We start from the raw sequence: 12090 nt of genomic DNA, 5'->3' as shown, positions 1-12090 counted from the left end.
CGCGCGACGTTTACGCCTTGCTGCGCGATTCGCCCAGCGCGGCGCTGATGTCTCTGGCCACTTCACCCACCAGTTCGCCCAGCTCCTTGAACCGCTCCTTGCCGACCCGCGAACTGGGCCCGGAGATGGAGATGGCGGCGATCACGTTGTTGTTGCGATCGAAAATCGCCGAAGCCAGGCAGTTCAGGCCGAGCGCGTGCTCTTCATCGTCGATGGTGTAGCCCTGTTCCAGCGACTGATGCAGATCCTTGCGCAGCAGGTTCACGCTGGTCAGCGTCTTCGGCGTATAGGATTGCAGCCCCGAACGCACGATCAGATCCAGCATTTCCTCTTCCGCCAGCGGGTACAGCAGCGCCTTGCCAGCGCCCGAGGCGTGCAGCGGCAAACGGCTGCCCAGCGGTGCGCACATGCGCACCATCGCCTGGCACTCGCATTGGCGAATCAGCACCGCGTCGAAATTGTTGCGGATCGCCAGGTTGGCGGTCTCGCCGGACAGCAGCATCAGCCGGCGCATGAACGGCCCGGCCACCGATACCACGTCGCGATCGTTCATGTAAGCGGAACCGACGGTGAACGACTGAATGCCGATATGCCACCAGCCCAGCTGTGGATCCTGAAAGACGAATTCCGATTTCTCCAGCACTTTCAACAACCTGAAGGTGGTGGAAAGCGGCAGCTCCAGCTTTTCGGACAGCACGGAAACCGACGAACTCCCCCCGGCGTTGGCCAGGTACTGGAGGATCTCCAGCCCGCGATCCAACGCCTGCGCTCCTTTGGTGGCGCCGGCTTCGGTGGCGGGTCGTCCTTTCCTGCGTAATTCGGTCATTCAAGCTTCCTTTGTCAGTGACGGCATGGGTGACGCTATGATAAACGCCCAGCGCGGCGTGCGGCCAGCGCTATGCCAAAACTATGCGATACGGCTCCGGCAAGCGGCTGACCACGCAGTTGTCGGCGCCCGCGCGGTCGATGGTGAAAAAGTCGGTGACCTTCGCATAGGCGAACAGCGGGTGGTGCCAGACATTGCGATGATAGTTGATCCCCTGTTTGCCGTTGGTGATAAAGGCGCGCAGGGTGCCGACGGGGATGGTTTCGCCCGGTTCGGCGACGATCACCACGAAGCGTTCGCCGTTCATCGGCACAAAGGCCTGCGACGAGAGCGGATGCTTTTCCAACAGGGAAAAGGTCATCGGCAGATCGCAGGGTTCCGCCCGGTTGATGCTGGCCAGCACCCGGTTGCCGTCGGACACCTCTATCCTGGCGAGATCGTGATAACGCTCGGTTTTTCCGTCATTGATATGAAAGAAACGCGAGCCCTCTATCTGCAATACATCGCCGTAAGGCGCAAAGGCCGCCGGCGTTAATTCTTCGATGACTAAATCCATGTGATTCTCCCAAGCGCATGACCCAGACGACGATTGAACGGCGATATTTCACCCAACGCCTTCACTCTAGACAGCGCGTGGTGAATTTGACAGCATTTTTTTGGAAAATTTTTCCACAATAAGATCGACAGCACACTTTATGATCGAAGAGTAATATTAGTTGCCTTAAATCAATGAATTAAAAAACCGCCTGATTCATCATCGGGCAAAATGGGGCGGCGCGCGTTCATCGCTGTCGGGTGATTCTGTGACCGGGATCGTGGGGTTGCGCTTTGCCGCTGCCTATCGCGCCGCAACATCAGTAGATTCTTCTCACCGATAACCGAAAAGGCGGTGTCAGCCAAGGACCCCTCATGCTGGATCACGAAACCATTCGTTCGTTTATCAAGGTTGCCGAGTGCCAAAGTTTCTCCCGCGCGGCGGAGCTGCTGCACAAAACCACCGCCACCATCAGCTACCGCATCAAAACGCTGGAAGAGAGCATCGGCACGCAGCTGTTTATCCGCACCACCCGCACCGTCAACCTGACGCCGGCCGGAGAGTATTTGCTGGAACGCTGCCGCCAGTGGCACACCTGGCTGGACGCCATGCCGGGCGAGCTGCGGCAAATCAATGACGGCGTAGAGCATCAGGTGAATATCGTGATCAACAACCTGCTGTACGACGCCGCCGCCGTAGCCGGGCTGTTAACTCACCTGCACGACAAATACCCGTTCACCCAATTCCACATTTCCCGCCAGGTGTACATGGGCGTGTGGGACGCGCTGCTGAATGAGGATTGCCATCTGGCGATCGGCGCGGCGGGCAATGAATCGCTGGAAAACAGCATCAAGGTGCTGCCGCTGGGCAAAATAGAGTGGGTGTTCGCCATCGCGCCGACGCACCCGCTGGCCGCCGCCGCCGATCCGCTGAACGAAACGCAGCTGCGCCCTTACGCCGCGATCAACGTCGAAGATACCGCACGCCATTTGGCCAAGCGCACCGCCTGGCTGCTGTCGGGCCAGCAGGAAATCAAGGTGCCGGATCTGCGCACCAAGCTGGAGTGCCATCTGCGCGGTCTCGGGATCGGTTTCCTTCCGCGCCGGCTGTGCCAAACTTATCTGGAGAGCGGCGAGTTGGTGGCCAAACAGCTCAAATACCCGCGCCAGTCTTCTCCCCTGTCGCTGGCCTGGTCCGATGCTCGCGGCGGCGAAGCAGTGCGCACCCTTATCAACCTGTTCCAGACGCGGGATCCGCTGATCGCGGGTTTGATCGGCGCTCTGGATTAAGTCGCGGTATCGGTAGGCATTTTTCCGGCGCTGACGTAATATCTGTTTACATATGTCTGACAGGAGGTTTGCATGCTTACTTTTATCCCCATCGTGATCGTCGTCGCGCTGATTGTGGTGTTCGCCGGCGTCAAAATTGTGCCGCAGGGGTTCCAATGGACGGTAGAACGCTTCGGCCGCTACACCAAAACGCTGATGCCGGGCCTGAACCTAGTGGTGCCGTTCATGGACCGCATCGGCCGTAAAATCAACATGATGGAACAGGTGCTGGACATTCCCTCACAGGAGGTGATTTCCCGCGATAACGCCAACGTCGCCATCGACGCGGTGTGCTTTATCCAGGTGGTCGATCCGGCCCGCGCCGCCTACGAGGTCAGCAACCTCGAACAGGCGATCGTCAACCTGACCATGACCAACTTCCGCACCGTGCTCGGCTCGATGGAGCTGGACGAAATGCTGTCGCAGCGCGACAGCATCAACAGCCGCCTGCTGCACATCGTCGATGAAGCGACCAATCCGTGGGGGGTGAAAATCACCCGTATCGAGATCCGCGACGTGCGGCCGCCGGCGGAACTGATCGCCTCGATGAACGCCCAGATGAAGGCCGAACGGACCAAGCGCGCCGACATCCTGGAGGCGGAAGGGGTGCGTCAGGCGGCCATTCTGCGCGCCGAGGGGGAGAAACAGTCGCAGATCCTGAAGGCCGAGGGCGAACGCCAGTCGGCATTCCTGCAGGCGGAAGCGCGTGAACGCGCCGCCGAGGCCGAGGCGCGCGCCACCCAGCTGGTGTCGGACGCCATCGCCAGCGGCAACATTCAGGCGGTGAACTACTTCGTGGCGCAGAAATACACCGACGCGCTGCAGAAGATCGGTTCCTCCAACAACAGCAAAGTGGTGATGATGCCGCTGGACGCCAGCAGCCTGCTCGGCTCGATCGGCGGCATTACCGAACTGCTGAAAGAAAGCAAAGGCAAATAATCATGCTCGAACTGATCGCGGCGAATCCGCTGTGGTTTTGGCTTTCCCTCGGGGGCGTGTTGCTGGCGGCGGAAATGCTCGGCGCCGGCGGCTACCTGCTGTGGAGCGGCGTGGCGGCGCTGTTGGTCGGCGTGCTGATCTGGCTGCTGCCGCCGCTTTCCTGGGCGTGGCAGGGCATGATCTTCGCCGTCCTGACCGTCGTCGTCGCCTATCTGTGGTGGTACTGGCTGCGCCGGCGCCCGGCGGCCGCATCCGGCGGTTCGCCGGTGCTCAACCAGCGCAACCGCCAGTTGATCGGCACCCGCGCCACGCTGACGGAGCCGATGCACAACGGTATGGGGCGCATCAATATCGGCGACAGCAGCTGGCGCGCGCAGGCGGCAGAAGATCTGCCCGCCGGCACCGAAGTGGAAGTGGTGGCGGTGGAAGGCGTCACGCTGGTGATCCGCGCCATCGGCCGCTAATTTGAACGACAGCATCCTGCCAGGTTGTTGATGATGGGGCACTCCGCCCCCTCGTCGCCCGGACATTGATCGGCCAGCGTCACCAGGCGCTGGCGCATTTCGCCCAGTTCGCTGATGTGCCTGTCGATCTCCGCCACCTTCTGCAGCGTGCGCGCCTTCACGTCGGCGCTGTGGCGGGCCGGATCGTTGAACAACGCCACCAGCTCGCGGCACTCGTCCAGGTTGAAGCCCACCTGCCGCGCCTGGCGCAGCAGCGTCAGCTCTTCAACGTGCCTGGCGGAATAATGGCGGTAACCGTTATCGCTGCGGATCGGGGCGGTAATCAGCGCTTTCTCTTCGTAAAAACGAATCGTTTTGCTGGTTAACCCGGTTTTTTTCGCGACGTCGCTAATATTCATTTTCCCTCCTTGACCTTACCCTTGCTGGAAGGTTTAAGCTCCATTCTTAGTGAAAACAGGTCCGGCGGTCAACCTTTAAACACCGCCTTTTAAGCAAGGAGTTCAATCATGTCACACACCACTATGCTGGCATTGCAGGGGCTGTCCTGCATGAACTGCGCGCAGCGGGTGAAAAAAGCCCTGGAAAGCCGCAGCGATGTCGAACAGGCGGACGTTAACGTGCATTACGCCAAAGTGACCGGCGACGCACCGGACAGCGCGCTGATCGACAGCGTGATCGCCGCCGGTTATCAGGCCGAAGTCGCGCCGCGCGCCGATACCGAACTGCAGCTGAGCGGCCTGAGCTGCATGCACTGCGTCGGCACCACCCGCAAAGCGCTGGAAGCGGTGCCGGGCGTGTTCGCCGCCGACGTCGCTATCGACAGCGCGAAAGTGTACGGCGATGCCGATCCGCAGGCGCTGATCGCCGCGGTGGAAGATGCCGGTTATCACGCCGGCGTAGCGGGCGCCGCCGCCCCAAAAACTGAGCCGTTGACTGACGCAACACCTTCGTTGCCGGACGTTCAGCCAGCGGCGCAATCTCCCCTTCCGGCAACCGACGGCGCGGACGACAGCGTACAGCTGCTGCTCAGCGGCATGACCTGCGCCAGCTGCGTCAATAAAGTGCAGCAGGCGCTGCAAAGCGTTCCCGGCGTTGAGCACGCGCGCGTCAACCTGGCGGAGCGCAGCGCGCTGGTGACCGGCGCTGCCGATGCGCAGGCGCTGGTGGCGGCGGTGGAAAAAGCCGGCTACGGCGCCGAGATGATTCAGGACGAGACCGAACGCCGCGAGCGCCAACAGCAGACCGCACGCGCCAACATGAAGCGCTTTAGCTGGCAGGCGGCGCTGGGTCTGGCGTTGGGTATCCCGCTGATGGCCTGGGGGCTGTTCGGCGGCAGCATGACGCTGACGCCGGAAACCCAGCGCCCCTGGCTGCTGGTCGGCGTCATCACCCTGGCGGTGATGGTGTTCGCCGGCGGGCACTTCTACCGCAACGCCTGGCGCGCGCTGATGAACGGCAGCGCCACCATGGATACCCTGGTGGCGCTCGGCACCGGCGCCGCCTGGCTCTATTCGATCGCCGTCAACATCTGGCCCGATTTCTTCCCGATGGAGGCGCGCCACCTCTATTACGAGGCCAGCGCGATGATCATCGGTTTGATCAACCTCGGCCATGCGCTGGAGCAGCGCGCTCGCCAGCGTTCTTCGCAGGCGCTGGAGCGGCTGCTGGATCTGACGCCGCCTACCGCACGGCTGGTAACCGACGACGGCGAGCGCGATATCCCGCTGGCGGAGGTGCAGCTCGGCATGACGCTGCGGCTGACCACCGGCGATCGCGTGCCGGTCGACGGTGAAATCGTGCAGGGCGAAGTCTGGCTCGATGAAGCGATGCTGACCGGCGAAGCGGTGCCGCAGCAGAAAGGCCCCGGCGATACGGTGCATGCCGGGACGGTGGTCGACGACGGCAGCGTGCTGTTCCGCGCCGCCGCCATCGGCAGCCAAACTACGCTGGCGCGCATCATCAAACTGGTGCGCCAGGCGCAGAGCAGTAAACCGGCGATTGGCCAACTGGCCGACCGCGTCTCGGCGGTGTTCGTGCCGACGGTGGTGGCGATCGCCCTGTTCAGCGCGGCGATATGGTACTTCTTCGGCCCGCAGCCGCAGCTGGTCTACACGTTAGTGATCGCCACCACGGTGCTGATCATCGCCTGCCCGTGCGCATTGGGATTGGCGACGCCGATGTCGATCATCTCCGGCGTGGGCCGCGCGGCGGAGTTTGGCGTGCTGGTACGCGACGCCGACGCCCTGCAGCAGGCCAGCCAGTTGGACACCCTGGTGTTCGACAAAACCGGCACCCTGACCGAAGGGAAACCGCAGGTGGTGGAGATCCTGACATTCAATCAGGTCAGCGAACGGCAGGCGATCGGCTGGGCCGCTGCGCTGGAGCAAGGCTCCAATCACCCGCTGGCGCGCGCCATCATGGAACGCGCCGCCGGGCAAACGCTGCCGCAGGTGGCGCAGTTCCGCACCCTGCGCGGCGCCGGCGTCAGCGGGGAGATCGACGGCGTGCAGTTGCTGCTGGGCAACGCCGCGCTGCTGGAGCAGCATCAGGTCGCGATCGCCGAACTGGAAGCGCCGATGCGCGACCAGGCCGAACGCGGCGTGACGCCGGTGCTGCTGGCCGTTGACGGTAAACCGGCCGCGCTGTTCGCCATTCGCGATCCGCTGCGCGAGGACAGCGTCGCGGCGCTGCAGCGCCTGCACCAGCAGGGGTATCAGCTGGTGATGCTGACCGGCGACAATCCGGTGACCGCCAACGCCATCGCCAAAGAGGCCGGTATCGATCGGGTGATTGCCGGGGTGCTGCCGGACGGCAAAGCGGCGGCGATCAAACAGCTGCAGGCGCAGGGCCAACGCGTGGCGATGGTCGGCGACGGCATCAACGACGCCCCGGCGCTGGCGCAGGCCGACGTGGGCATCGCGATGGGCGGCGGCAGCGACATCGCCATCGAGACCGCCGCCATCACCCTGATGCGCCACAGCCTGCACGGCGTGGCGGATGCGGTGGAACTGTCGAAGGCCACGCTGCGCAACATGAAGCAGAACCTGTTCGGCGCCTTTATCTACAATACGCTGGGCATCCCGATCGCCGCCGGCGTGCTCTACCCGCTGACCGGCACGCTGCTCAGCCCGGTGGTGGCGGGCGCGGCGATGGCGCTGTCGTCGATTACCGTGGTCAGCAACGCCAACCGGCTGCTGCGTTTTAAACCCAGGAAGTGATCTCAGGGGCGCCGTCATGGCGCCCCGCCGTTTTCCGGGCTTTCCTGCGCGGCGGATAGCGTTTAGCATGAATGACGATTTTCCCTCGCCTTTCATGCTGAAACGCGCACCCGTTATTCAGGAGCCACGCCGTATGGGTCAACTGTTACGCCGCCTCGCCGCCTTTCTCGGCCTGATCTCGCCCAAACGATACGCTTATCCGGCGCTGGACATCACTCTGCCGGGCGATCGTCGGCTGCATCTGGTGGGCAGCATCCATATGGGCACCGTCGATATGTCGCCGCTGCCGGCGCGGCTGGCCGCCCGGCTGCAGCAGGCCGACGCGCTGATCGTCGAGGCCGATATCACCGGCGCCGCCTCCCCTTTTGACCACGCAGAACAGCAGCCGGCGCTGGAACAGCGCCTGTCCGCCGAAGAATATCAACGGCTGCTGACGCTTTGCCACGAGCTGGGCGCCGATCCGCACGCCTTCGCCACCCTGCCCGGCTGGCAGGTGGCGCTGATGATGCAGGCGCGCCAGGCTCAGCGTCTGGGGCTACGGGCGGAGTACGGCGTGGACTATCAGCTGCTGCAGGCCGCCCGCGCGCATGACAAACCGGTGATCGAGCTGGAAGGGGCACAGCAGCAGTTGGCGATGCTGGAACAGCTGCCGGAAGGCGGCATCGCGCTGCTGCGCGATACGCTGGAGCACTGGCACACCAACGCGCGGCTGCTGCAAACCATGGTGAGCTGGTGGCTGGACGCCAAACCGCGCGGCACGCTGGACACCCTGCCCGCCACCTTCAGCGCCGGGCTGTACGATGTGCTGATGCATCAGCGCAATCGCGACTGGCGGCATCAGTTGGAGGCGCTGCCGGCGGGTGACTATGTGGTGGCGGTTGGCGCATTGCACCTGTACGGCGAGGATAACCTGCCGGCGATGCTGCAGCCACAGGGCTAAAAAAGAGGCCAATATCGCTATTGGCCAGTCAAAGAGGAATTTCTTGTATTGTAGTTATACGCATAGCAACCGTGTTAACGGTTACAACAAACAGGGTAGCAACCTGGTGAATATCTTGGCAACCCGCTTTATGTAACAGCCGCTCAGGTTGCCGGGCGGGTTGGATTTTTGTATTTTTAAGGCTGGTTATCACCCCTTCCCCGTTAGGGACATTTTGGACAATACATTATGACGCCCGCAGTCGTTCTGCTCGAGAAACAAAAGGTCGCCTTCACCCTTCATCCGTATCACCACGACAGCGACGAAACCAACTTCGGCGACGAAGCGGTGAGAAAGCTGGGGCTGGATGCCGATCGGGTTTACAAAACGCTGCTGGTGGCGCTGAACGGCGACGCCAAACATCTGGCGGTGGCGGTCACGCCGGTCGCCACCCAGTTGGATCTGAAAAAGGTCGCCCGCGCGCTCGGCGCCAAAAAGGCCGAGATGGCCGATCCGCAGCTGGCCCAGCGCGTCACCGGGTATCTGGTGGGCGGCATCAGCCCGCTGGGGCAGAAAAAACGGCTGCCGACGGTGATCGACAGCCCGGCGCAAGCGTTCGCCACCATCTACGTTTCCGGCGGCAAACGCGGGCTGGACATCGAGCTGGCCGCCGCCGATCTGTGCCGCCTGCTGGCCGGCAGCTTCGCCGACATCGCCAAGCGCGACTGACGCCGCCTTCTCAGCGGCACACCACCGTGGCGTCACAGGCCGCCAGCGTCTCGACCAGGCGATCCTCCAGCGCTTTCACCTCTGCGCCGGGCACCAGATAGTTGTTGCTGATGATGGCGAACGCCAGCGGCCGCCCGGTCGCCGAGTCGACATAGCCGCTGAGCGACGATACCCCGGTCATGGAACCGCTCTTGGCGTGGGCGCGGCCGGCAGCCGCGCTTTTCACCATGCGGCTCCGCAGCGTGCCGCCCACCAGCAGCCCCGGCTGGCCCGCGATGGGCAAGGCGTTATACCAGTCGGCGAACCACGGCTGTTTTCTGGCCGCCAGCAGCAGCGTCGTCAGCTGCTGCGGCGTGATCTGGTTCATGCGCGACAGCCCGGAACCGTCCACCTGGCGGTACGCGCCGGCCTCGATGCCCTGGCTTTGCACAAACCGGCCGATCGCCTGCAGGCCGGCGGCCCAGTCCCCCTTGCCCTGCGTCTTGCGGCCCATCGCTTTGGTCAATACCTCGCCGTAACCATTGTTGGACACTTTCAGGAAGGTGACGGCCAATCGGGAGAGCGGCGGCGAGGTTTTTTCCGCCAGCAGCCGGGCGCCCGCAGGGGTCACGCCTTCTTCAGCATTGCCGCGCAGCGTGATGCCGTGCGCGCGCAGGGCATTTTGCAATAAGGCGCCAACCACACGGGCGGGCTGATCGACGGTAATCAAGCGTGAGCTGGCCTCCGCCTGCGCGGCGACGGTGCCGCTGACCACGATTCGGTTGCTGCCCGGCTGGCGATCGAACGTCAGTGCGGTGTCGCCGCCGGTGGTGGTGGTGCGGTTGACCAGCGTCACCGCGTCATTGGCGGGATAGAAACTCACCCGCCCTGGCGCACCGGCGCGGGCGCCCGGCTGCACGTCCACCCGCACCACGTTGATATCGCCGCCGGGGGTAAAGGCGTAGTTCAGCGCCGAGATCGGCGCGGCGAAGGCGAAGGGTTCATCGTCCCAGCTCCAGCCGGCGCCGAATGGCGTTTGATCGAACGCGCTGGCGTCCAGGATCAGCCGCCCATGGATATGGCGAATGCCGCGCTGCGCCAGCGTGGCGGCAAAGGTGTCGAGATCGTCCGGGTGCAGCGTCGGATCGCCGCTGCCCTGCAGATAGAGATCCCCCCGCAAAGTGTCGCCGCGCTGCTCGCCGGTGGTCAGCAGCCGGGTTTCAAACCGGTAATCCGCCCCCAGCACGCCGAACGCCGCCAGAGACGTGAACATCTTCATGTTGGAAGCCGGCGCCAAACGCTGCTGCGCGTGCGCCTGATACAGCACGGTGCCGCTCTCGGCGTCGCGCACCATCACGCCGTTCGACGCTCCAATCAGCGCCTTGTCCTGGCCGAGGGCCGTCAGCGCCTGGCTAAGCGTTTGCTCATGACGTTGGCCGGATGACGAACACCCCGCCAGCGCCAGGATGGCGGGCAGCAGCCAGCCTGCGGTTTTCAACATGTCATCTTCCTGCTTGCGTTATCAAAACCAAATTGCCGCTCAGGCTATCATTAGAAGGCGGCGACGTCCTGTTTTCCATTCGCTGAACAAAGATTTTTGCCTGTTGATATTATAAAACAAACAATAATAAGAATTGCTAAACAATCCAGGCAATAAAGTTTGAATATGAACTATATTATGTGAAACAACCTTTAATATAATGTTAATGTTTTTAATGTGTCGTGTTGACAATATACAAAGCCAAAGCTATCGTTACTCCCCATTAAAACCCACAACCTATTATTAATAACAATTTACTTATATGAATTTTAAAATGTGATCTCACTCACTGACTTCCATAGGGAATAACACGCCATGTCTGCAAAAACAGGGCCCGATGGTCATCATGTTATTTTTGATGGCGCGGGCATCGGTGACTTTTGTCCTGAAACGTCGCTGCTTGAAAACTTTGAAAGATTAAATATCGACATCCCCAACCTATGCCGAAAGGGGAGGTGCGGCTGTTGCAAACTACTTCTAATCAGCGGAAATATACGCCATGAAAAACAGAGTGCCTTATGCGAAGAGGAGTTAGAAGAGAATATTATTCTAGCCTGCTGTGCCTATTCACAATCGGATATTGAAATAGAACTCTATTAATAAGGATTAACCGATGAGCCTCATTGAAACCACGTTGAAAAAATGGGATCGCGCCGCGATTGTCCGCTCCCGTCCTCGTCGCCTTCTCAACGAACAGGACAGCCAATCAACCCTTTTCTTCCCCTTGGAACGTCTGCCGCTGTGCCTCCATCCGCGCGTTGCCGCGCTCGGTGAACAAGCATTGCGCTATATTCAGGTGCAAACCCTCTACCACTACCTGAATGGCATCGCCAACATCGAGTTGGATATCATCAATGATTCCAGTTACAAGCTCTACAAAAACGCGGTCGGCGTAGACTTTCCGCTTGAAATGCGCTTAGACGCGCTGACCGTGGTCGTGGATGAGTCCTATCACGCCCTGGTGGCGCTGGATCTGATCAATCAGGTAGAGCAGATGACGTCCATTGCGCCGCTACCGATGCCAAAAGACACCGAGGCTTCCTATGCCCTGGCGCAATCGTTGGCAATGGGGGACGAACGGCTGCGCGAACTGCTGCGACTGGTGTGCGTGTCTCTGTCGGAGCAGGCGCTGACGACCGATCTTATCGATGTGATCAACAACGAAGATATTTTCCCGACCTTCTATCTGGTGATGAAAGATCACGTTGCGGATGAAGGCCGCCATGCCCGCTTCTCACAGCAGGTGCTAAGCCATATCTGGCGCCACAGCGACGCGGCGACCAAGCAAGCGTTGCAACAACCGATTTTGGCTTTCCTGGAAGGCTACGCAACCGACGCTATCGCCAAAGATTTCAGCGCCTGCATGTTGCGCCAACTCGGTCTGGCCGAAGCGGAAATTATCGACATCATCGCAGATACTTATCCAGCAACGCATGTTAAACCGTGGGAAACCAATAATATCGTCACGGAACAAATGCTGGTGGCACTGAATAAATCGGGCATTCTGGCCGATTTGCCTATCGCCGATGCGCTGCATGCAAAAATCTAATTAACCGGCATAAAAAGTCAGCACCCTTTGATATTCCGCAAGGGAAATCATTATTCTCAGGAAG

12 protein-coding genes are annotated in these 12090 nt (G+C 61.3%); 8 read left to right on the top strand and 4 right to left on the bottom strand.

Features of this window, described 5'->3' with window-relative positions; translation table 11 throughout:
• Nucleotides 1-10: 10 nt before the first annotated feature.
• Both allR and SSARUM2_RS05165 read right to left on the bottom strand, forming a co-directional pair.
• Nucleotides 11-826, bottom strand: coding sequence for an HTH-type transcriptional repressor AllR (allR, locus tag SSARUM2_RS05170; RefSeq protein ID WP_015376892.1), 816 nt, complete (start codon nucleotides 824-826; stop codon nucleotides 11-13).
• Nucleotides 827-896: 70 nt separating this feature from the next.
• Nucleotides 897-1382, bottom strand: coding sequence for an ureidoglycolate lyase (locus SSARUM2_RS05165; protein ID WP_033653231.1), 486 nt, complete (start codon nucleotides 1380-1382; stop codon nucleotides 897-899).
• A 353-nt stretch (nucleotides 1383-1735) separates the two neighbouring features.
• On the opposite strand from SSARUM2_RS05165, the gene allS reads away from it, so the two are divergent.
• The 3 genes from allS to SSARUM2_RS05150 all read left to right on the top strand — a co-directional run bounded on the left by allS (nucleotide 1736) and on the right by SSARUM2_RS05150 (nucleotide 4092).
• Nucleotides 1736-2650: an HTH-type transcriptional activator AllS gene (allS, locus tag SSARUM2_RS05160; protein ID WP_033653232.1), complete on the top strand. Its 915-nt coding sequence runs from the start codon at nucleotides 1736-1738 to the stop codon at nucleotides 2648-2650.
• A 72-nt stretch (nucleotides 2651-2722) separates the two neighbouring features.
• Nucleotides 2723-3628 (top strand): SPFH domain-containing protein, encoded by a 906-nt coding sequence (locus SSARUM2_RS05155; RefSeq protein ID WP_004940203.1) that lies wholly within the window; start codon nucleotides 2723-2725, stop codon nucleotides 3626-3628.
• A 2-nt stretch (nucleotides 3629-3630) separates the two neighbouring features.
• Nucleotides 3631-4092: an NfeD family protein gene (locus SSARUM2_RS05150; protein WP_033637369.1), complete on the top strand. Its 462-nt coding sequence runs from the start codon at nucleotides 3631-3633 to the stop codon at nucleotides 4090-4092.
• Here SSARUM2_RS05150 and cueR read toward each other — a convergent pair.
• Entirely contained in the window at nucleotides 4089-4490 is a 402-nt protein-coding gene (cueR, locus tag SSARUM2_RS05145; RefSeq protein WP_033637368.1) for a Cu(I)-responsive transcriptional regulator, read from the bottom strand. The two genes, SSARUM2_RS05150 and cueR, sit on opposite strands and share 4 nt — an antisense overlap.
• Before the next feature lie 108 nt (nucleotides 4491-4598).
• On the opposite strand from cueR, the gene copA reads away from it, so the two are divergent.
• The 3 genes from copA to ybaK all read left to right on the top strand — a co-directional run bounded on the left by copA (nucleotide 4599) and on the right by ybaK (nucleotide 8958).
• On the top strand, nucleotides 4599-7310 hold the full coding sequence (copA, locus tag SSARUM2_RS05140) for a copper-exporting P-type ATPase CopA (protein ID WP_060452711.1): 2712 nt from the start codon (nucleotides 4599-4601) through the stop codon (nucleotides 7308-7310).
• A 133-nt stretch (nucleotides 7311-7443) separates the two neighbouring features.
• On the top strand, nucleotides 7444-8250 hold the full coding sequence (locus tag SSARUM2_RS05135) for a TraB/GumN family protein (protein ID WP_043146751.1): 807 nt from the start codon (nucleotides 7444-7446) through the stop codon (nucleotides 8248-8250).
• Nucleotides 8251-8478: 228 nt separating this feature from the next.
• Nucleotides 8479-8958, top strand: coding sequence for a Cys-tRNA(Pro)/Cys-tRNA(Cys) deacylase YbaK (ybaK, locus tag SSARUM2_RS05130; protein ID WP_004940240.1), 480 nt, complete (start codon nucleotides 8479-8481; stop codon nucleotides 8956-8958).
• A 10-nt stretch (nucleotides 8959-8968) separates the two neighbouring features.
• Here ybaK and dacB read toward each other — a convergent pair whose 3' ends face one another.
• A complete protein-coding gene (gene dacB / locus SSARUM2_RS05125; protein WP_041033700.1) occupies nucleotides 8969-10438 on the bottom strand; it encodes a D-alanyl-D-alanine carboxypeptidase/D-alanyl-D-alanine-endopeptidase in 1470 nt (489 codons plus the stop codon).
• Between the two features lie 354 nt (nucleotides 10439-10792).
• On the opposite strand from dacB, the gene SSARUM2_RS05120 reads away from it, so the two are divergent.
• Nucleotides 10793-11077, top strand: coding sequence for a 2Fe-2S iron-sulfur cluster binding domain-containing protein (locus SSARUM2_RS05120; protein WP_071883774.1), 285 nt, complete (start codon nucleotides 10793-10795; stop codon nucleotides 11075-11077).
• Between the two features lie 13 nt (nucleotides 11078-11090).
• The gene (locus SSARUM2_RS05115; RefSeq protein WP_033647255.1) at nucleotides 11091-12026 is read left to right on the top strand and encodes a diiron oxygenase; all 936 of its coding nucleotides are present in this window, start codon (nucleotides 11091-11093) and stop codon (nucleotides 12024-12026) included.
• Nucleotides 12027-12090: the final 64 nt, after the last annotated feature.

It is taken from the genome of Serratia sp. K-E0102 (assembly GCF_029962625.1).
GTDB lineage: Bacteria > Pseudomonadota > Gammaproteobacteria > Enterobacterales > Enterobacteriaceae > Serratia > Serratia sarumanii.
Note: the sequence above shows the minus strand (reverse complement) of the source record. Positions and strands in the feature narration are given on the sequence as shown.